This window comes from Virgibacillus ainsalahensis (assembly GCF_055380755.1).
Genome location: NZ_AP043943.1, coordinates 2,463,803 through 2,485,602, shown reverse-complemented (window position 1 = coordinate 2,485,602; position 21,800 = coordinate 2,463,803). Strand labels below are relative to the sequence as shown.

20 protein-coding genes are annotated in these 21,800 nt (G+C 40.1%); 17 read left to right on the top strand and 3 right to left on the bottom strand.

Annotated elements, in window-relative coordinates; translation table 11 throughout:
* Window positions 1-39: 39 nt before the first annotated feature.
* The 5 genes from hemE (at window position 40) to ACZ427_RS12140 (ending at window position 4,077) form a co-directional block, all read left to right on the top strand.
* Window positions 40-1,077, top strand: coding sequence for a uroporphyrinogen decarboxylase (gene hemE / locus ACZ427_RS12160; protein ID WP_461178818.1), 1,038 nt, complete (start codon window positions 40-42; stop codon window positions 1,075-1,077).
* A gap of 28 nt (window positions 1,078-1,105) precedes the next feature.
* Window positions 1,106-2,041 (top strand): ferrochelatase, encoded by a 936-nt coding sequence (gene hemH / locus ACZ427_RS12155; RefSeq protein WP_461178817.1) that lies wholly within the window; start codon window positions 1,106-1,108, stop codon window positions 2,039-2,041.
* Window positions 2,041-3,444 (top strand): protoporphyrinogen oxidase, encoded by a 1,404-nt coding sequence (gene hemY, locus ACZ427_RS12150; RefSeq protein ID WP_461178816.1) that lies wholly within the window; start codon window positions 2,041-2,043, stop codon window positions 3,442-3,444. Before hemH ends, hemY begins: the two co-directional genes overlap by 1 nt.
* Window positions 3,445-3,550: 106 nt before the next feature.
* Complete coding sequence (locus ACZ427_RS12145; protein WP_461178815.1) at window positions 3,551-3,802, top strand: hypothetical protein; 252 nt, start codon at window positions 3,551-3,553, stop codon at window positions 3,800-3,802.
* 41 nt (window positions 3,803-3,843) lie between these two features.
* A complete protein-coding gene (locus ACZ427_RS12140) occupies window positions 3,844-4,077 on the top strand; it encodes a hypothetical protein (protein WP_464883437.1) in 234 nt (77 codons plus the stop codon).
* A 257-nt stretch (window positions 4,078-4,334) separates the two neighbouring features.
* On the opposite strand, the gene yhfH is transcribed toward ACZ427_RS12140, so the two are convergent.
* Window positions 4,335-4,463, bottom strand: coding sequence for a protein YhfH (gene yhfH, locus ACZ427_RS12135; protein WP_461178813.1), 129 nt, complete (start codon window positions 4,461-4,463; stop codon window positions 4,335-4,337).
* A gap of 104 nt (window positions 4,464-4,567) precedes the next feature.
* Here yhfH and ACZ427_RS12130 point away from each other — a divergent pair, with 104 nt between their 5' ends.
* The 3 genes from ACZ427_RS12130 to ACZ427_RS12120 all read left to right on the top strand — a co-directional run bounded on the left by ACZ427_RS12130 (window position 4,568) and on the right by ACZ427_RS12120 (window position 7,486).
* A complete protein-coding gene (locus ACZ427_RS12130; protein WP_461178812.1) occupies window positions 4,568-5,299 on the top strand; it encodes an MBL fold metallo-hydrolase in 732 nt (243 codons plus the stop codon).
* Between the two features lie 76 nt (window positions 5,300-5,375).
* Entirely contained in the window at window positions 5,376-6,371 is a 996-nt protein-coding gene (locus ACZ427_RS12125; protein ID WP_461178811.1) for a lipoate--protein ligase, read from the top strand.
* A 584-nt stretch (window positions 6,372-6,955) separates the two neighbouring features.
* Complete coding sequence (locus tag ACZ427_RS12120) at window positions 6,956-7,486, top strand: competence protein ComK (RefSeq protein ID WP_461178810.1); 531 nt, start codon at window positions 6,956-6,958, stop codon at window positions 7,484-7,486.
* On the opposite strand, the gene ACZ427_RS12115 is transcribed toward ACZ427_RS12120, so the two are convergent.
* The gene (locus ACZ427_RS12115) at window positions 7,431-7,823 is read right to left on the bottom strand and encodes a YhjD family protein (RefSeq protein WP_461178809.1); all 393 of its coding nucleotides are present in this window, start codon (window positions 7,821-7,823) and stop codon (window positions 7,431-7,433) included. The two genes, ACZ427_RS12120 and ACZ427_RS12115, sit on opposite strands and share 56 nt — an antisense overlap.
* Window positions 7,824-8,031: 208 nt before the next feature.
* Here ACZ427_RS12115 and ACZ427_RS12110 point away from each other — a divergent pair, with 208 nt between their 5' ends.
* The 9 genes from ACZ427_RS12110 (at window position 8,032) to ACZ427_RS12070 (ending at window position 20,572) form a co-directional block, all read left to right on the top strand.
* Window positions 8,032-8,688, top strand: coding sequence for a TVP38/TMEM64 family protein (locus ACZ427_RS12110; protein WP_461178808.1), 657 nt, complete (start codon window positions 8,032-8,034; stop codon window positions 8,686-8,688).
* Window positions 8,689-8,748: 60 nt separating this feature from the next.
* A complete protein-coding gene (lepB, locus tag ACZ427_RS12105; RefSeq protein ID WP_461178807.1) occupies window positions 8,749-9,300 on the top strand; it encodes a signal peptidase I in 552 nt (183 codons plus the stop codon).
* A 155-nt stretch (window positions 9,301-9,455) separates the two neighbouring features.
* On the top strand, window positions 9,456-12,953 hold the full coding sequence (gene addB / locus ACZ427_RS12100; RefSeq protein WP_461178806.1) for a helicase-exonuclease AddAB subunit AddB: 3,498 nt from the start codon (window positions 9,456-9,458) through the stop codon (window positions 12,951-12,953).
* On the top strand, window positions 12,946-16,677 hold the full coding sequence (gene addA / locus ACZ427_RS12095) for a helicase-exonuclease AddAB subunit AddA (RefSeq protein WP_461178805.1): 3,732 nt from the start codon (window positions 12,946-12,948) through the stop codon (window positions 16,675-16,677). Before addB ends, addA begins: the two co-directional genes overlap by 8 nt.
* A gap of 268 nt (window positions 16,678-16,945) precedes the next feature.
* The gene (locus tag ACZ427_RS12090) at window positions 16,946-17,101 is read left to right on the top strand and encodes a hypothetical protein (RefSeq protein ID WP_461178804.1); all 156 of its coding nucleotides are present in this window, start codon (window positions 16,946-16,948) and stop codon (window positions 17,099-17,101) included.
* A 13-nt stretch (window positions 17,102-17,114) separates the two neighbouring features.
* Window positions 17,115-17,582 carry a cytochrome c oxidase subunit II gene (locus ACZ427_RS12085; protein WP_461178803.1) on the top strand — a complete coding sequence of 156 codons (468 nt, stop codon included), beginning with the start codon at window positions 17,115-17,117 and terminating at the stop codon, window positions 17,580-17,582.
* A gap of 19 nt (window positions 17,583-17,601) precedes the next feature.
* Window positions 17,602-19,281 (top strand): cbb3-type cytochrome c oxidase subunit I, encoded by a 1,680-nt coding sequence (locus ACZ427_RS12080; protein WP_461178802.1) that lies wholly within the window; start codon window positions 17,602-17,604, stop codon window positions 19,279-19,281.
* A gap of 99 nt (window positions 19,282-19,380) precedes the next feature.
* The gene (locus ACZ427_RS12075; protein ID WP_461178801.1) at window positions 19,381-20,013 is read left to right on the top strand and encodes an SCO family protein; all 633 of its coding nucleotides are present in this window, start codon (window positions 19,381-19,383) and stop codon (window positions 20,011-20,013) included.
* A 1-nt stretch (window position 20,014) separates the two neighbouring features.
* Window positions 20,015-20,572 (top strand): hypothetical protein, encoded by a 558-nt coding sequence (locus ACZ427_RS12070; protein ID WP_461178800.1) that lies wholly within the window; start codon window positions 20,015-20,017, stop codon window positions 20,570-20,572.
* 219 nt (window positions 20,573-20,791) lie between these two features.
* Here ACZ427_RS12070 and cyoE read toward each other — a convergent pair whose 3' ends face one another.
* Complete coding sequence (gene cyoE / locus ACZ427_RS12065; RefSeq protein ID WP_461178799.1) at window positions 20,792-21,733, bottom strand: heme o synthase; 942 nt, start codon at window positions 21,731-21,733, stop codon at window positions 20,792-20,794.
* Window positions 21,734-21,800: the final 67 nt, after the last annotated feature.

Sequence of the window (21,800 nt, the reverse complement as noted above, 5' to 3'; positions counted from 1 at the left end):
TGAAAAATGGAGCAAAGTACGTAAAAAAGGGTGAGTTATATGGCAAAAAACATAAATGATACAATTATTAAAGCATATAAAGGCGAAAAAACAGATTATACTCCCACCTGGTTTATGCGCCAGGCTGGAAGGTCGCAACCGGAATACCGTGAATTGAAGAAAAAATATACCTTATTTGAAATTACACACCAACCTGAGCTATGTGCTTATGTCACACGTCTTCCTGTTGAACAGTATGGCACCGATGCAGCAATTCTTTATAAGGACATCATGTCGCCACTGCCATCACTAGGGGTGGATGTAGAAATAAAGTCCGGTATTGGTCCGGTTATTCATAATCCGATTACAAGCTATCAGGATGTTGAGAAATTGGGAATGATTGATCCAGAAGCAGATGTGCCGTATGTGTTGGACACGATTCGTCTGCTGACAAAGGAACAGCTGGAGGTTCCTTTAATCGGTTTTAGCGGGGCGCCATTTACTTTGGCAAGTTACATGATTGAAGGCGGTCCTTCCAAGAACTACAGTAAAACCAAAGCTTTTATGTATCGTGAACCAAAGGCCTGGTTTGCTTTAATGGATAAACTGGCAGACATGACGATAACCTATGTTGAGGCACAAATTGAGGCCGGTGTCAAAGCAATCCAAATTTTTGATTCATGGGTTGGAGCGTTGAATGCTTCAGATTACCGTATCTTCATCAAACCGGTGATGACAAAAATTTTCTCGGAACTGAAACGACATGATGTACCGCTGATTATTTTTGGTGTAGGAGCCAGTCATCTGTTGTTGGAGTGGAATGACCTTCCTGTTGATGTAATCGGTTTGGACTGGCGTACATCAATTCTAGAAGCGCGTGCACTAGGGGTAACAAAGGTGCTCCAGGGCAATTTGGATCCAACAATTTTATTGACAGAATGGGAAACAATTGAAACAAGAACGAAAGCAATTTTGGATGAAGGATTGCAGGATGGCAATCATGTATTTAATTTAGGTCATGGTGTTACACCTGATATTCAGCCGGCAACATTAAAGAAACTGACTGAATTAATTCATACTTATTCCAAGGAAAAATAATAAAAAGAGTTAAAATGAGGTGTTGGAATTGGGAAAACAAAAAATTGGATTACTTGTAATGGCATATGGAACACCATATAAGGAAGAGGATATTGAACGATACTATACACATATACGTCATGGCAGAAAACCGGCAGAAGACGCGCTTCAGGATTTGAAGGACCGCTATAAAGCAATTGGCGGAATTTCCCCATTGGCAGCAATCACAGATCAACAGGCACATGCGATTGAAGCTAATTTGAATGCCCGACAGGATGAATATGAATTTAAAGCATATATCGGCTTAAAGCATATCGAACCGTTTATAGAAGATGCGGTGGAAGAAATGGCAAAAGACGGTATTCATGAAGCAGTTTCACTCGTGTTGGCACCACATTACTCAACATTCAGTGTGAAATCATACAATACACGGGCAAATGATGAAGCGGATAAACATGGAATTACCATTGAATCAGTGGAAAGCTGGTATACAGAGGACGGATTTATTAAACTTTGGGCTGACAGAATTCAAGCAATCTATGATCAAATGTCAAAAGAAGAACAGGATAAAGCCGTCCTGATTGTTTCCGCACATAGTTTGCCGGAGAAAATTCTGCAAAACGGTGACCCGTATCCGGAGCAATTAAGAGAAACAGCTGACCTTATCGCAGAAGCAACCGGGATTAAAAATTATGCCCTTGGCTGGCAGAGTGAAGGAAATACTCCTGATCCATGGCTTGGACCTGACGTACAGGATCTAACACGTGAACTTTATGAACAGGAAGGCTATCAATCATTTGTCTATGCACCAGTAGGGTTTATTGCGGACCACCTGGAAGTTTTATATGACAATGATTATGAATGCAAGGTTGTATGTGACGAATTAGGTGCTCATTATTACCGTCCGGAAATGCCGAATGTTAACCCATTGTTCATTGACACATTGGCAAATGTTGTGTTGAAAAAAACAAAGCGTGAAGTGTAATGGAACAGAAAAATATTGTCATTGTAGGTGGCGGAATCACAGGATTATCCGCTGCTTACTATTTGCAAAAAGAAATCAAAGAAAACCACCTCCCATATGATGTGAAATTAGTTGAAGCCAGTGATCGATTAGGTGGTAAAATTAAAACAATGAAGCGGGATGGTTTTACTATTGAACAAGGACCTGATTCACTCCTGGCAAGAAAACAGCCCGCCATGAAGCTTGTGGAAGAATTGGGCCTCCAGGACAAAGTAATTCGAAATGCAACAGGACAATCCTATATTTTAGTGAAAAATAAATTACATCAAATGCCAAAAGGGACATTTATGGGAGTTCCTAAAAGTACACGTGCTATGTTTTCTTCCAGTCTACTGTCACCAAAAGGGAAACTTCGTGCATTAGCAGATTTAGCTTTGCCCAAAGGCAAGGAAGCCAAGGATCAGTCGCTTGGTTCCTTTTTCCGGCGACGCTTCGGAAATGAATTGCTGGTAAATCAGGTTGAGGCACTATTATCAGGTATTCATTCCGGAGATATTGATAAGATGAGTCTGCAAGCGACTTACCCTAACTTTTATCATTTGGAGCAGAAATACGGTAGTGTGATAAAAGGTTTGAAAAAAACAATGCCCAAGCCAGTAAAAAGTAAAGATAAAAATCCTTCCGGGGCATTTTTCTCCTTTGAAGGTGGACTGGAAACAATTGTTGACCGTCTTGGGGGAGCATTAGAGGAAGGTACAGTTACACTTAGCGCTGCTGTAGATCATGTGGAAAAAAAGGAGCATGGTTACCATCTTTTATTAAGCAATGGTGAAGTTTATAAAGCGGATGCGGTTATTATGGCTGCACCACATTTTACTGTACCGAAAATGTTCAGCCAGTATGACTTCTTTAAAACATTTCATGAAATACCGGCTACATCGACGGCAAATGTTGTACTGGCATTTGATCAGTCTGCAATAAAAAAAGATATCAACGGTACAGGTTTTCTTGTATCCAGAAACAGTAATTACCGTATAACCGCATGTACATGGACACATAAAAAATGGCCAACTACAACACCTGACGGAAAAATTTTGCTGCGCTGTTATGTAGGCAGACCCAATGATGAGGGCGTTGTTGATTTGACGGATGAGGAAATTACAAAAGTTGTTTTGGATGACTTAAATAAAACGATGAAAATTAAATCAGAGCCTGAATTCCGTGTGATCACACGCTGGAGGAATGCAAGACCACAATATAACGTAGGACATCTGGAACGGATTGCTGAAGTACGCAAAGAGGCTCACCAGCATGTGCCTGGTGTATTTCTAACAGGCAGCTCCTATGATGGTGTTGGAATACCTGACTGCATCGATCAAGGGGAAAAAGCAGTTCACGATGTATTGAAATTTTTAAAGGGATAGATAAGAAGCCGGTTTCGAGATGGATAATTTGCTTGAAACCGGCTTTTGGGTTTCTCTATAATGAATGTAAGAAAACATCGCCTCTATAAGACCGGGTATCGCCATAATGTACGAGAACATCGCCTCCATAAGACCGGGTATCGCCGTAATGTACGAGAACATCGCCTCCGTAAGACCGGGTATCGCCATAATGTACGAGAACATCGCCTCCGTAAAACCGGACATCGCCGTAATGTACGAGTACATCCCCTGCATAAAACCGGACCTCGCCATAATGTACGAGTACATCCCCTGCATAAAACCGGGTATCGCCATAATGTACGAGAACATCGCCTGCATAAACCGGACATCGCCATAATGTACGAGAATATCGCCTGCATAAAACCGGGTATCGCCATAATGTACGAGAACATCGGATCCGTAAAACCGGGTATCGCCATAATGTACGAGAACATCGGATCCGTAAAACCGGGTATCGCCATAATGTACGAGAACATCGCCTCCGTAAAACCGGACATCGCCGTAATGTACGAGTACATCCCCTGCATAAAACCGGACCTCGCCATAATGTACGAGAACATCGCCTCCGTAAAACCGGACATCGCCGTAATGTACGAGTACATCCCTGCATAAAACCGGACCTCGCCATAATGTACGAGAACATCGCCTCCGTAAAACCGGACATCGGCATAATCTACAAAAACATTACTTATATCCGTCCGAATAACATGCTGCCAGACTATCTGGCCAGTTTAAATTTGTCATAATACAACGATTGGCTTGATATTTTTATAGTTGTTTAACCGCAAAAAAAAAAGCAACTATAAAATAGCTGCCGGTAGATGAATGTATAATTGTTGTAGTACAGTATAAATGACGGTATTTACTTATTATAAGGCTGGATGTTCACATTCGTCACATAAATTTCCGTAACAATCAGCCTTTTCAACAATGTCATGTCCGCAATGATGGCATTTCTTTCTTGGCAAATTTCTGAAAAATTCAAGTACGTTAATCATGTGTATCCTCTCCTTTAATTTGTTAAACCTATTGTAATATAACAGTATGTATAATGTCAACACTGTGTTACAACAAATTTTAAGAAAATGGAGTGATTTTTAAAATGAAGTTAACCGTTATTGGTTGTTGGGGAGGTTATCCGGCCCCGGGTGGCGCAACTTCTGCCTATTTATTGGAAAAGAAAGATTTTTCATTATTAATTGATGCAGGCAGTGGTGCTTTATCAAAATTACAATACTATAAATCAGTATCTGATCTTGATGCAGTCATTTTATCGCATTATCATCATGATCACATTGCTGATATCGGTGTGTTGCAATATGCCAGGTTGGTGCAATTTTATGTAACTGGTTCAAAAAAAGAACTTCCGATTTATGGGCATATGGAAGATAGGGAAGGGTTTGACGCCCTAACACATCAGTATACAAAGGGTGTGCCATATCAGCCTGAAAAGCCTTTGAACATCGGTCCTTTTTCGATTACTTTCCTTAAAACAAACCATCCGGTTCCTTGTTACGGGATGCGGATTACAGATGGAGAAAGTGTGATCGTCTATACGGCTGACACGGGTTATAAAGAGGAATGGCTTCCATTTTCTGAAGGGGCGGATTTACTCATTACTGATTGTAATTTTTATGCAGGGCAGGATGGCTCGAAGGCTGGACACATGACGAGTATAGAAGGAGCAGCTATCGCTGAAAATGCAAATGTAGGAGAATTAATGCTAAGCCATTTGCCGCAGTATGGTAATAATAAACAACTTGTCCAGGAAGCGAAAGAATATTTTAAAGGTGCTGTTTATTTGGCGAGCGAAGGTTTCACCTGGAGTAAATGAATGTCTATCTTTTGATTGAAATAACGAATTACATTAAACTAATAATTAGACCATATTAACCAGGAGGAACTATACAATGAAATTTATAGATAACGAGGGCATTACAGATCCAATGATTAACTTGGCCATTGAAGAATACATTTTAGAAAACTTTGGAGAAAAAGATACGTATTTATTATTTTACGTTAATAAGCCTTCCATTATTATTGGAAGAAATCAGAATTCTGTAGAGGAAATTAACACTGAATATGTTGATAAAAATGGAATTAAGGTTGTTCGTCGTCTTTCCGGTGGAGGAGCGGTCTACCATGATGAACAGAATCTGAATTTCAGTTTTATAACAAAGGATGACGGTGAAAGCTTCCAAAACTTCAAAAAGTTCACCCAGCCTATTGTGGATGCTTTAAATAAATTGGGTGTTCCAGCAGAAATGCACGGCAGAAATGACCTTGCTGTTGAAGGACGAAAAATTTCGGGAAATGCAATGTTCTCTACAAGGGGACGCATGTTCAGCCATGGTACACTCATGCTTGATTCGGAAATAGAAAATGTTGTTTCCGCTCTAAATGTAAGAAAAGAAAAGATTGAATCAAAAGGAATCAAATCCGTTCGCAGCCGAGTCGCAAATATATCGGAATATCTTGAAGAAAAAATTACAGTGGAGGAATTTAAAGAAATTATTCTTCGTCATGTCTTTGAGGTAGAAGATTTAAGTGAAGTTCCTCAATATAAACTTACCGATGAAGATTGGGAAAAAATCCATCAAATTTCCAAGGACCGTTATCAAAAATGGGAGTGGAACTATGGTAAATCCCCGGCATTTAATATTCAAGAATCACATAAATTCGATGCAGGCCTTGTAGATGCTCGTCTCGATGTAAAAAATGGCCTGATTGAAAACTGCAAAATATATGGAGACTTTTTCGGTATTGGAAATATAAGCGAGTTGGAGGACAAATTAATCGGCGTTCGTCATGAACGAAAAGCACTTGAAGAAGCACTGGCTGATGTGGATGTACCGCATTATCTAGGGAAGATTTCAAAAGAAGACTTTATTAACTTAATCTATTAAAGTGACACGGGCTGTCCCGAAATGGTTAAACCTTTTTGGGACAGCCCTTTTGTGATAAGGCGCTCTATTCGTAAACTTTGTTGCTTTTAATCCTCGTAGTTGATATAAAACGCGACATAACTGCTCGGTTGATTTTCGCTGCGGACCGCCTGCGTACCTTAGGGCACAGCTTCAACCTCGGGCCAACACGATGTTGGTCACATAGGCGTTGCCTCAAATGTCTTCGGTGGGAGGCGTAACCGCAGTCCCAAATCATTACGGTGGGACGAGTAATCGCAGTCCCAATCTTTTAGAAAACAGCCCTGTGATATTATCCATCTACTGTCTAAAAACACCTTCATTATTATGGAATATTTTTCTAATGGGGTATGAATCATTCTTAATTAGGCCATCATAAATAAAAGGATTTGTTGCAGGTAAGGAATCGAATAAAGTGTCTTGCTTCCTTAACATGAAAACCCAAATAGGGACATAGTTTTGCATTTTTTTCGAAAGTTTTTGTTTTTTTGTTTCTTTTTTACTACAGATTTGGTAAATTATAAATAAGCCACTTCCTTTTCGTTTCAAACGAAAGGATGTTAAAAATGTATTATGAAACTGACTTTTATACACCAATCTACGAAGTTACTCCAATGACAATGGCAATTTTTATTGAACAGGATAAAGATGGTAATTTAAAAACATTTATTTTGGAAGAAGAAGTGAAATATGCTGTTGACCATTCACCAACCAGAATTATCGATGATGCATGCAAATATCTTGGAGTAAACCTCAAAGAAAGGCAAAAAGGAACACGGGCAATTAGTGGTTTCGTATATAAAGCCCCGATTTCGATTGATCCTTCATGCGGAATGTATTTTTTTCCGACTACCTCACCAACAAATCCTAAATGTTCATGGATTGCCCATTCTCACATAAAACAAGTGAAAAAAGCAGGGAACAACACCACGGAGATTCTTTTCAAGAATGGCAAACGTATTTTTGTTGATGTCTCTTATGGCTCGATATGGAATCAGGTTCAACGCACAGCTCATTATCGTTATCAACTGGGGAGCAGGCTTAAGTATTTGAAGAGGCATGTGACTGATATTGTGGCAGAGTCACCTTTGCCATAAGTTCACGTACAATAGTTTCTACTTTTTTGCGAATGGCAGGATTGAAGTAATTCCGTTTTTCCTCCCGGCCCTGGCAAAGAAAAAGAAAAGATGAAAAGGAATCATTTTTGTTTAGTGTAACGACACGAAGATTTCTAGTATTCATTGTTTTTCGCAACTGTCTGCGCTCATTTGCCGCTTCAAATGTCATTTTTTCCAGCATATCAAGATAAGGCTCTTTAATTTTAAATGTTCCTCTTTGGATATGTGTAATATCCTGCCTGATTACAACCATTGCCATGGAAAGAAACAGGAAACGTGTAGCCAGCTGTAACTCCTCATCATTCAGATAACGCATAAATGTGAAACCTCCCTTTTACAGAACATTAGTTCCCTTGCTTGCTATTATATGCTAAAATGAAATAAAAATAAAATGAAATTGTATAATGAAAAGGAAGTGGCTAACTACTTCATATCACTATGCATATTTATCAGTCTGCATTAAAATAAAGGTAACAGAAATTAACAATTACATAATGTTTTATACATATGAGGAGTTAGACTATATGTACTTAATGAACACCATCTTCTCTGATTGGAGAAAAATGATTGAAACTGAGGGATTTGAAGAATTTATTTTGCATCTGCTCAGTGAGTATGAAAATTTAGGTCCGTTACCAGGGATTTTATTGCCGTTTATTGAAGCGTTTCTGCCGTTTTTGCCGTTAGTGGTTTTCGTTATTGGAAATGCCGCAGCATATGGATTGTTGGAAGGTTTTCTTTTGTCCTGGATTGGCGCTACAAGTGGTGCAATAATCGTCTTCTTGATTATTCGAAGACTTGCAAATAAGAAATGGGTTAGAAAAATAAGTGAGAATAAACAGGTCAAAAGAGTAACTACCTGGGTAGAACAGCATGGATTTGGCCCGCTATTTTTATTATTGTGTTTCCCGTTTTCTCCTTCTTCGGTAATTAATGTAGTTGCCGGTCTGTCAAGAGTCAGCATCCAGCAGTTTATTCTTGCCGTAATTTTAGGGAAAGCTGTTATGATTTTTTCGATCTCCTATATCGGTTCAAGTATTATGGAGTTTGCCCAAAATCCTGTAAAGACAATTGTCGTTGTATTATGTATTCTATTGTTCTGGGTGGTAGGTAAATATATTGAAAAAACATTAGAGAAAAAGGGTAAATTAAAAGCTGATATCAACTCCGACAAGGGTTAAAATTCTGCAGACAGGGTATTATGATGATGAACAGATAATAACCCTGGAGGAAGATGAAAGATGAAAAAAAGAAACTATCGTAGAATAATTTCGGTAATCCTTGTTGGTATTGTATTGGCACTTGTTTTTCGATCCACTTTATTTGCCAGTTATGTGGTGGATGGTGAGTCCATGGAACCAACATTATATGATGGGAATTTACTGATGGTAAATAAAGTAATCTATGACATGAAAGATGTTGATCGGTTTGAAGTCATTGTATTTCATGCAAATGAGAAAGAAGATTATGTGAAGCGTGTGATCGGTCTCCCTGGTGATGAGATAGAATTTAAAGATGACAGACTCTATGTTAATGGAGAGTATATAGAAGAGGAATATCTGGAGCCATTTGCAAAGGCAAGTGATTCAAGGCCTTTTACAGAGAATTTTACACTAACAGAGGTAACTGGAAAGCAAAAGGTACCTGAAGGAAAATTATTTGTAATGGGAGATAACAGGGATGACAGCCTGGACAGCAGATCATTTGGTTTCGTCTCAACAGAACAGCTTGTTGGAAAGGTAGGAATTAAATACTGGCCGCTTTCTCAAGGACAATTATCCTTTGGCAAATAGCTGTATCGAAGCTTCTATCTTTGTTAAACTGAAGATAGAAGCTTTTATTTGGCAGTTAAAGAAGTATATAGCTATCTTACCGCATAAGTGCAGGCAAAGGCTTATTATCAGAGAGATGTGGCAATAAGCTATTTTCTATAAATGGGGGATGTATGATGGGACTCCGATTTTTATTGGGGAGAGCCGGAACAGGAAAAAGCGGCAGAGTATTGGATGAAATAAAGGCAAAGTTATTGGATAATCCGCAAGGCCCGCCGCTATTTTACATCGTCCCGGATCAAATGACATTTCAGCAGGAATATGAATTATTTAATGATAAGGCGATTGAAGGGAGTATTCGCGCCCAGGTTGTCAGTTTCTCCCGTCTCGCATGGCGTGTAATGCAGGAAACTGGCGGAGGAACAAGACAATTTATCAGTTCTGTTGGGATTCAGATGATGCTTCGTAAAATAATCGAAGAAAAGCAGGGCGATTGGCTCACTTTTCAAAAGGCAATGGAGAAGCAGGGATTTCTGAATCAATTGGAGCGTATGATTACAGAATTTAAACGGTATGATGTGTCACCGGAAATACTCCATGGACAAATCGAACAAATAAAACAATATGTACATAAAGAGCCTGGAGAGGCTGCGTTAGCAAATAAACTGGAAGATCTGGTATATATTTATGAAAGGCTTATCGCTGCATTAAAGGATAACTATATTGATAGTGAGGATCAGTTGGATCTTTTGGCGAACAAAATCAATGCATCCACATTATTGGAAGATGCTGAAATTTATTTCGATGGGTTTCACCGGTTTACACCAAAAGAGCTGATTGTCGTTGAAGCCTTAATGAAAAAATGTAAGTCTGTCACAATCACCTTAACTGTAGATGCGGAGGCGGGTTCAGCGGTTTCTGAACTTGATCTGTTTTACCAGACAACAGAAACTCATCAGGTCCTGCAGGAAATAGCACATGAAAACCAGATCCATCTTGAAGAGCCCCTCCGCATGGAACCAGAGTATGGGAAATTCAGGAATCGCCCGTATTTTGCACATCTTGAACAGAATTTCAATGTGAGGCCCGCACCTGGTTATGAAGGAAGTGTACCTATAAATATTGCCGAAGCAGTTCATCCGCGGGCAGAAGTAGAAGGTGCCGCGCAGGAAATTATCCGTCTCGTACGTGAGGAGCATTATCGTTTTCAGGATATCGCTGTTTTCATCAGACAAACAGATACGTATCATGATTTGATTGATACGGTATTCAGTGATTATGATATTCCTGTATTCATTGATGAGAAAAGAACAATGCTGAATCATTCATTGATTGAGTTCATTCGGTCTGTATTGGATATTGTGGAAGGGAACTGGCGCTATGACGCCATTTTCCGTGTGTTAAAAACCGGATTCATCCCATCGACCGACCGTGATTTTCCATTAACGAATGATGCGATTGATGAACTGGAAAATTATGTGCTTGAATACGGTATTCGATCGCGTAGACGCTGGATGGGAGAACAAGAGTGGGAGTTTCAACGATTCCGCGGGTTTGAACAGACAGCACAAACAGATGCTGAAAAAGAAATACAAACAAAGATAAATAAATATCGCTATCAAGTAGTTGAAGCACTCAAATCCTTCGATGAGCAGATTAGAAAAGCAGGCACTGTCCGGGAATTATGTGAAGTGACCTATTTGCTTTTGGAAGATCTTGGAGTTCCTCAGAAGCTTGAGCAGACACGGGAACTTTATGACAATAAAGGTGAAATTGAAAAAGGACGGGAACAAGACCAAGTCTGGGACGCTGTTATCCAATTATTTGATGAAATGGTAGAAATGGCAGGCAATGAGAAGATGACGCTGACTACATTTCGTTCAACGATAGAAGCGGGTTTTGAGACATTAAAATTTGCACACGTTCCTCCAAGTATCGATCACGTGATTGTCGGTACGATTGACCATTCAAGGATTAGCGGTGTCAAATGTTCTTTTCTTTTAGGTGTTAATGATGGCGTTTGGCCGATGAAACCGCCCGCGGATGGAATGATCAATGAAAAGGAAAGAGGACTGCTTGAGGAGCATGGCCTTAAGCTTGCAGATAGCAGCAGCCGTCAATTACTTGATGACTGGTTTTATATGTATATTGCATTTACCTCCGCAAAAGACAGGCTTTGGATAAGTTATCCGTTAAGTGATGAAACAGGAAAATCGAAAATGCCGTCACAGCTTGTTAAACGCGTGGAGGAATTATTCCCGGTGTGCTGTGATTATATTTTATTACAGGATCCGGATGAACTGGTGGAAGCAGACCGCTTTATCACAACACCATTAAAGACAAGATCAGCCCTGACAGCGCAATTAGCAAGGAGTCGTAAGGGCTATCCCGTCAAGCCGGTCTGGATGCATGTACTTAACTGGTATATTGACAATCATACGAAATATCGTACGACTTATCAGATATTGCAGAGTTTATACTATGAGAACAATCCTGTTAATCTATCATCCGAAACAGCAGAGAAATTATATCCCAAACAGGTAAAAGCAAGTGTTTCCAGATTGGAATCCTATTATAAATGCTCCTATCAGCATTTCGCGAAATATAGTTTGCAATTGGACGAGCGGAAAACCTATAAGCTGGATGCACCTGACATTGGACAGCTTTTTCATGAAGCATTGAAAACAATTACCGAATGGATCCAGGCGGAGGGGAAAGATTTTGCAGGATTAACACAAAAGGATACCAATGCATATGCCCAAAAGGCGGTAGGAAATTTAGCACCGATTCTGCAGCATCAAATATTACACAGTTCCAACAGATATAAATATATTCAGCAAAAACTACAGGAGGTTATTGCACGCGCAGCCTTTATTTTAAGTGAACAGGCAAGGCAGAGTAACTTCTCACCTGTAGGTCTGGAGCTTGGTTTTGGTATAAATGAAAAACTTCCTGCACTACAGATGCCCCTTGGAAATGGCTATGAACTACTGTTGCGAGGTAGAATTGACCGTGTAGACAAAGCATTAAATGAAGAAAATCTGTTCCTTCGAATCATTGATTATAAATCAAGTTCAAAAGGCTTGAATCTGATCGAAGTTTATTATGGATTGGCCTTGCAGATGCTAACATATTTGGATGTGGTTTTATCCCATTCTGAAATGTGGCTCGGAAAAAAAGCAACACCTGCAGGGGTATTGTATTTCCATGTGCATAACCCGATGATTTCCGGTAATCGGAGAATGGACGATGAGACAATAGAAAGAGAAATTTTTAAGCAGTATAAAATGGATGGTTTACTTCTCTCCAAAGAAGAGATTGTGAGACGAATGGATACTTCGCTGGATACGGGCCGAAGTGAGATTGTACCTGCAGGAGTTAAAAAAAGCGGCGAATTTTACAGTGATTCAAAAATCGCGGATCAGGATACATTTTCCAGTCTCAGGAACCATATGCATCAGCTGATGAGAAATGCGGGTGTTGATATGACAGAAGGTGGAGTACATTTAAATCCATATCAGCATAAGCAACATGTGGCCTGTACGTTTTGTCCATTTCATTCTGTCTGTCAATTTGATCCGATACTGGAAACGAACAATTACCACAAATTAAATAATATGAAGGATGAGGAAATATTAAGGAAAATACTAGGTGAGGAGGAGCAGGATGGTTAATTGGACAAAGGAACAGGAAGAAGCCATTTATACGGACGGCAGTGATGTGCTTGTAGCGGCAGCTGCCGGATCTGGGAAAACAGCCGTACTGGTTGAAAGGATTATTCAAAAGCTGCTTAATAAAAATCACCCGGTTGATATTGATTCGCTGCTTGTTGTCACATTTACCAATGCAGCTGCTCAGGAAATGCGGAGTCGTGTCGGTTTGGCACTCGAAACTGCATTGACATATGATCCGTCCTCCATCCACTTGAAAAAGCAGCTTTCCTTGTTGCAAAAGGCTTCCATCTCCACCCTTCATTCGTTCTGTATGGATGTGGTAAGACAATATGCCTATCTGCTTGATATCGATCCTGCTTTTCGTATCGCGGATGATATGGAGGCAGATCTGATTAAACAGGAAGTGATGGATGACTTGTTTGAAGAATGGTATGGAGCAGCAGAAGTAGAACAATCCCGTTTCTTTCGTGTTGTTGACCGTTTTTCAAGTGACAGAAGTGATCTGCAGCTGGAAGATTTGATTCTGAAATTGTATAACTTCGCTGTTCAAAACCCTTACCCCGATCATTGGCTGGATCAACTGGCGAAAACGTATGATATCCCTGAAGATTGGCAGGAAGAGGAATTAGACTGGTTAGATCTCATCAAACGCGAGGTAAAGAATAACCTTGACGCTATTCAGGAAGAAATAACATTGGCGATGGAGCTGACAAAAGAGAGTGACGGACCTTATCAGTATGCAGATACCATCGATTCAGATATGGAAAGCTTGCAGGGGGCACTTGCACATCTTCATCATTGGGACGGGCTGCAGGAATTCATGGCAGCAAGTTCCTTTAAGAAGCTTTCCGGTAAACGTACAGAATGTGATGAGAAGAAGAAAAAAAACGTACAAGAATTAAGAAAAAGTTATAAAAAGCGCTGGAATGATATGAAGGATCATTGGTTTAGCCGTAATCTGACCAGTCATATTGATGATATGCGCGAACTGGCACCTGTAATTACACAATTGACTGAAATAGTGAAACAGTTTAAGGCTGGTTTCATGGAACAAAAAAAGGAAAAGGCGATTGTTGACTTTTCCGATTTGGAACATTATTGTCTGCAATTGCTGCTTGACGATCACGTATCTTCTCCAGAAAAACCGGTTCCCTCAGTTGTGGCTAACCAGTTTAAACAGCAATTCACCGAGGTGATGGTAGACGAATACCAGGATACGAATCTTGTACAGGAGACGATTTTAACATTAATCAGTGATCAGACAGGTTCCGGCAATATGTTTATGGTAGGTGACGTTAAGCAGAGTATTTACCGCTTCCGCCATGCAGAACCATCTCTGTTTATTAACAAATATAAACGGTATGCAGATGTGAATGATCCTGCGAGACGAATTGATCTGGCAAGAAATTTCCGCAGCAGGGAACATGTCTTAACAGGGGCAAACTATATTTTTCGCCAGATTTTGGACGAAGAATTGGGAGAAATCGCTTATGATGCGGATGCTGAACTGATTTATGCAAATAAATCTTATGATGACTTGCCGCATATATCGCCAAATCCGGAACTATTAATCATTGACAGGGAAGCGACTGAAGAGAAAGAAAACGTCTCTGAAGAACAAGAAGATTATCAGGATCTGGAAAAAGCCCAGCTTGAAGCCAGGGCATATGCAGAAAAAATAAAGACATGGATAGGCCAAAATAACCATACACCGCTTCAAGTTGTTGATAAGGAAACACAAACCCAACGCGACCTGCAATATCGTGATATTGTTATTTTATTTCGTTCCATGACATGGGCACCGACAATTGTTGACGAGTTGAAAAAACAGGGGATCCCCGTTTATGCGGAACTTTCCACAGGGTATTTTGAAGCAATTGAAGTGAAAATTATGATCAGTCTGTTGAAGGTAATTGACAATCCAAGACAGGACATCCCACTTGCTTCCGTACTCCGATCACCGATTGTTGGTTTAAATGAAGATGAACTGGCACAAATCAGGTTGGCAGGCAGACAACATGCTTTTTATGATGCGCTGAAAAAGTTTAAACAGCAAAACACTGGTTCAACCACAGAAAAGGTAGAAAGGTTTCTTCAGCAGCTGGAGGATTTCCGTCTGGCATCGCGTCAAGGCGCGTTATCTGAATTAATCTGGGATATCTACCGAGTTACAGGTTATTATGATTTTGTTGGTGGCATGCCAGGTGGAAGACAGCGTCAGGCAAATCTGCGCGCGCTTTATGACCGGGCCAGGGGTTATGAATCTACTTCCTTTCGAGGATTATTCCGCTTTCTTCGTTTCATTGAGCGGATGGAGGAACGTGGGGATGATCTTGGTGCCGCAAGAGCTTTGAGTGAACAGGAAGATGTTGTACGACTCATGACCATTCATAAAAGTAAGGGGCTTGAGTTTCCGGTCGTTATTCTCGGTGCAATGGATAAAGAGTTCAATGTGCAGGATTTAAATAAAAAATATTTATTGCATAAAGATTTAGGCTTTGCAAGTAAATATATCGATCCTGTAAAACGGGTCACATATCCCACTCTGTTTTATCATGCTTTGAGAACTGAGAAGAAGCGGGAACTTTTAGCAGAGGAAATGCGGGTCCTCTATGTCGCATTGACCAGAGCGAAGGAAAAATTGGTTATGGTAGGAAGTGTGGCCTCTTTTGAGAAAAAACAACAGAACTGGCAAAAAATGCTGAACCATGCCAACTGGGTTTTACCAGCTCATTTTCGTATCGCTTCAAAAACATACCTGGATTGGGTAGGTCCTGCTTTAATCCGCCACAGGGAAAATAATACATTACGGATAGAAGACATCAATGATAAGGTATTGGATGAGATTCAAGTTGACCCATCAGAGTGGGATGTTTCTATTGTGCACGGGAGTGAATATACGAATTTGGATGAAACAACACTTGAATCGGAATTAAAGCTAAAAGAAAATATTACAAACTGGCGGCCTGTAACAGTAGAAGATGAAAACTTGACTCAATTTGTACAAGACCGCTTGTCCTTTCAATATCCATTTGAAGAAGCTGCAAAATCAAGAGCAAAACAGACCGTGACAGAAATTAAACGTCAACGGGAAATAAAAGATGAATATAGTGCTGATCAATTCGTGCAAGGCTTTCAGGCACCGATTGTGAAGCGCCCAAATTTCATGCAGAAGCAAAAAAAGATTACTTCTGCTGAAAAGGGGACGGCAATGCACACTGCCATGCAGCATTTGCCAATGACAAAGCCGCTTGCAGCTGCAGAAATAGAAGAACACGTGGAGGCAATGGCAGAAAAAGAAATACTGACAAGGCAGGAAGCAGATATAATCGATACGAAAGCTATTGAGCAATTTTACAAGTCCGGTATTGCTTCCCTTATGATAAAAGTTCCTTCATTAAATAGGGAAGTGCCATTCAGTCTCACATTACCGGCAAGTGAGGTTTATGCATCATGGGCTGCCGATATAGATGAAAATGTACTGATTCAAGGGGTTATTGATTGTGTCATACCAAAAGAAGATGGCTGGATTATTCTTGATTATAAGACAGACGCTATTGATGAAAAAATTACGGATAAAGTAAAAGAGAGACTGACTGAACGATATGAGACACAAATGGATCTTTATCGTTATGCCATTGAACATATTTGGAAGCAGCCTGTAAAAGAAACCTATTTGTATTTCTTTTCCAGGGAGTTGCTTATCGAAATACCAGCTAAATAAGCGAGTAGAAACAAGTCAGTCTTCCTTAATGGAAGGTTGGCTTTCTTTTTTTGGCAGATAGGAAAGTATAAAACGTTTCCTATCTGCATAAGTGCGAGCTTTGGCATTCGCTCAAAGGCTTGGCGAATGCCAAGTTTTCTATTCATTAATTTGTCAAATTCCCCTCAAATAGTGATGAAAATCACATTGTCCTGTTATCTATATCACTTATGGAATGATGCATTTCAATTAAGATTGAATTAAGCCAAAACAAAGGAGGTTGGTTTCAATGGAAACAACAAAAAATCTGACTCCAAAAGAACATGAAGAAAAAAGAGATGAGCATTCACTAAAGGGGGCCTTGTTTTCCTCAATTGTATTTGTGGGAGGCGGCATTGCGTTTTTTATAGTATTACTATTTGTGATTTATATGATCAGGATATAAGGGAGGTAATCGTATGAAAATGCATCGGTTTGAAGAGATATGGCTTGTCTTGGGTGTTGGGATCCTCGTGCTTTCCATGTTTGTTACCGGTTATCAAACATTTGCTCAAGGGATGGGGCCTCCAAGTGATACCGACACCATCGATCCGCAGAAAGTGGATGAAACGGCACCTTTTGATAATCCCGGTGTTTTTGAGGTAGGAGATAATGAATATGACGTCGTTATGACCTTACAGGCATTTACCTTCACACCAAATGAAATTGAAGTACCAGCAGGCGCTGAAGTTACATTTAAGATGACGTCCAAAGATGTCGTACATGGATTCCAGATTGCAGGTACAAATGTAAATGCAATGGTGATGCCGGGGCATATCCAGACAATTACTCAAACATTTGAGGAACCAGGGGAATATCTGGTGCTTTGTAATGAATATTGCGGTGTTGGTCACCAGATGATGAGTACGACAATCACAGTTAAGTAAAGGAAGGAGGGAAAATATCATGGAAATGGCAGCGAAAGAAATATTAAAAGAAAAGACAAATAAAAAGCTGGGTGTAAATCAAGAAGATGCACGTCTTAACTTAACCTATTTTTCAATCGCATTTATCGTCCTGTTTATTGGAGGAACATTGGGGTTGCTTCAGGGTCTTAATCGCGCAGGACTTCTTGAATTACCTGCATGGATGAATTACTATCAAGTCCTAACAGCACACGGAGTTCTTTTAGTCCTTGTATTTACGACGCTTTTTATGACTGGATATTTTTACTCTGGGGTTTCGCACACACTTGGAGGCCTTTTACCAAAAGTAAGAAAGATGGGATGGACAGCACTTGGGCTGATGCTTTTTGGAACAGCGCTCGTTGTTGGAACCATTATGCAGGGTACAGCATCAGTTATGTACACGTTTTATCCGCCAATGCAAGCATCGCCATGGTTCTATATCGGGCTGGTCTTTCTTGTTTTAGGTATTTGGGTTGCAGCTGCTGGTGTATTTACCAACGCGTTCAGTTGGAAAAAAAGAAACCGAGGACAGCATTTACCATTGCTTTCTTTCTTCGCAGTAGGCGCATATCTCTTATTACTTCTTGGAAGTATTGGTGTTACGATTGAAGTTCTAATGCTGATTCCCTGGGCTTTTGGATGGACAGAAACGGTAAATGTTATGCTTAGTCGGACATTGTTCTGGAGCTTTGGACATACAGCTGTAAACGTCTGGTATTTAACTGCAATATCAGCATGGTATGTAATTGTACCGAAATTGATTGGCGGCAGGTTATTCAGTGACTCTCTGGCCCGCCTGGTTGTCATTCTGTTAGTTATTCTAAACGTTCCTGGTGGATTTCATCACCAGATTGTTGACCCCGGTTTTACCCAAGGATTGAAATTCATGCACGTATTTATGAGCTTATCCATTGCTTTTCCCTCACTAATGACAGCATTTGCGATGTTTGCAGTATTTGAACGTACGGGAAGGAAAAAAGGAGCAAAAGGGCTCTTGGGCTGGGTTAAAAAACTGCCATGGAGCGATGTTCGTTTCCTTGCACCAATGTTAGCAATGATTGCTTTTATCCCGGCTGGAGCTGGTGGTATTGCGCAAACAAATAACCAATTAAACCAAGTTGTTCATAATTCCTTGTGGGTAGTCGGGCACTTTCACTTAACGGTCGGAACAACAGTTGTATTGACCTTCTTTGGTATCATGTACTGGTTAATCCCATATTTATCAAAGCGGGAATTAACCCCCAAATTAAATCGATTAGGAATTATTCAAACCATTATCTGGTTTGTTGGTATGCTGTTTATGTCCGGGGCAATGCACTGGGTTGGGGTATTAGGCTCACCACGAAGAACTTCTTACTCCACTTATGGAGACAACGCAACCGCATTGGGTTGGGATCCGTATCTATTCTTGCTGGCAATTGGAGGAACACTCTTATTTGCAGGTGTTGTACTGATGGTTTATATCGTTTTCCACCTCATGTTAAAGGCACCAAAAGGGCATACAGCGTTTCCTATTGCACAACCGGAAGACAGCGCATCTGCAACACCAAAGTGGACCGAACGCTGGGGGCTTTGGATTGTATTGGCTATTGCCGTTATCTCAATGGGGTATGTCATTCCAATTGTAGACCTGATTGTTAATGCGCCTCCAGGATCACCGCCATTCAGAACTTGGTAAGGGGTATGTGTATGAAAGAGATAGTCAATTTCATAGAACGACTGTCTCTTTCGACTTACTTAAGTATGCAAAACAAATCAGTTCTAGGATGTGATCATGATGATCAAAAATAAGTATAATACTGTTGCTGTCATCCTGGTTATTACATTTGGGGGAATCCTGTTTTTTATCGGAACGGACGGGTTTCAGGCGTACACCTTAGAAACCGCAAGAACGAATGAACTGCGGGAAGAGAAACCTGAATTCCCTGAGGTAACGCTGGAAGACAGTAAAGAGAGGACGTATCCTTTCACGGAGTTTGAAGGAAAGTATGTGATGATCACTTTTATCTATACAGCCTGTACCGACGTATGTCTGGAATTGGAAATGAATATGGCGCAAGTTTATCAATCTATCCCAGAGAAATATATTGGTGAGGATATTGTCTTTCTGAGTATAAGCTTCGACCCGAAAAGAGATGACCCGACCACATTGGAAAAATATCGTTCCTATTTCGGCAGTGATGGTGAAACATGGCGGATGGCAAGGATTTCTGATCAGAAGGAACTTGATCATTTATTAGAAAAATTCGGGGTTATTGTAATACCGGATAGAAATGGTCACTTTACACATAACTCTGCATTTTATCTGGTAGATCCAATGGGAAGCTTAGTTGAAGTAATGGATTATACACAAATAGAAGCAGCTGCGGATACAGTTACATCTATTCTGGAAACAAAAGTGGGTGAGTAGAATGAAACAGGCAATGTATGGATTATTGTTATATGTTTTCCTGATGCTTCCTCCTGTCGTTACATTAGCCGAATCCATCATGGCAATTCATATGCATATGCAAATGCCACTGTTAGTCATAGCAGGTATGCTGATGACCCCGTTTCTGCAGAAGAAATTTCCTGGTTTTTTCAGGAAATGGAACAGTAATGGAGTACCTGGTATTATATTATTCATGATTATTGTCATCTACTGGCTGATTCCCCGCACAATGGATGAAGCACTGACTATCCCAGCAGTGGAAATCTTTAAATTTATCAGTTTACCCTTCCTGGCAGGTCTTCCTCTATATGATAGCTGGAAGAAACTTAGTGAAACAGGAAAAAATATAATTTATATTAGTCTTTCGATACTGTTTGGTATTATGGCGTGGTTGTATATTGCTTCTGAAACCCAATTGTGCAACAGTTATCTCATTGTTGAACAGAAGACCTTGGGCTGGGGTTTCTTTTTCATTGCAGCCTGTATACTTATCTATTTTATACAACTCTTATTTATCAATCGTTCAGAATATGAATAACCGGAACGGATTGCCTTTAGATGCAACCTGTTCCGGTTTTTTAGCAGCATATCAATTCCTTGTCAGTAATTGCCTCGGGCCAGCGATAGCGGACTACCCCTTGAGGTCAAAAGCTGTGAACTCGGGCATGAGCTAGAACGCGCATGCCCGAGTTCACAGCTTAAATCTATGCCTTAGGGGTGATCAAGGATTCCTGAGCTTTTGTTTCTTGCATGTCTATCAATCAAAAACTGGCAATGTGATGATTGCCATCAACAAAAACAGAACCATTAAGTAATTAACAGAATAAATGAAGTTCACATAAGCCCATTTTTCATTATTTTTTGTATAAAATCCACGAATCCCTAAAACCAGCCAGGCAATATTGAGTAGTGTAGCAATTACAATAAATGTCGTACCCAGGTCAGGTAATAAAAATGGTAGTGGAAGCAGACAGCTTATATAGATAACCATTTGGCGTTTCGTAACATTTATACCGTGTACAACAGGAAGCATTTTTACATCTGCGGCTTTATAATCCTCATATTTTCGTATGGCAATTGCGAACGTATGCGGTATTTGCCAAATGAATAAGATGAGGAACAAAACGATTGGAATAATGTGAAAAGCCGGTTCGATTGCCGCCCATCCAATTAATGGCGTAACTGCACCGGAGATGCTCCCGATGACTGTATTCAGGGTATACTTCCGTTTGGACCACATGGTGTACAGTATAACGTAAGTGAACCATCCGACTAATGCATAGAAGGCTGCTTCCCAAGTTGTAAACAGTAATAGAATGAAGCCCAGTACCGATGCAGCTATTCCTATTGTCAAAACAGTTTGGAGTGAAAAACTGCCAGTCACGGTGGGACGGTGCTTCGTGCGCTCCATCACGGTATCAATATCAGCATCATACCAATTATTCAGGATGAGTGCACCAGCAATTATAAACGTGCTTCCAAACATCGTTAAAAGAAAAATATCCCACTGTTCCGTAATAGAAGTATTTGTAAAATGCAGTGCCAGCCAAAATCCAATAAAAGCAGGCAGCACATTGAAGATTAAAACAATCGACTTAACGAGTAACTTTAAATCTGTGAAAAAGTTATTCGTATTTTGTTCTTTTCCAAGAGCCGATTCAGCATTATCCATTGACGAACCTATATCGTTATTCATCATATCAATCCCACCCTTAAAACCCTCTTTCAGTAGCTTAATCATAACTTTAATTATATCATGGAATTAG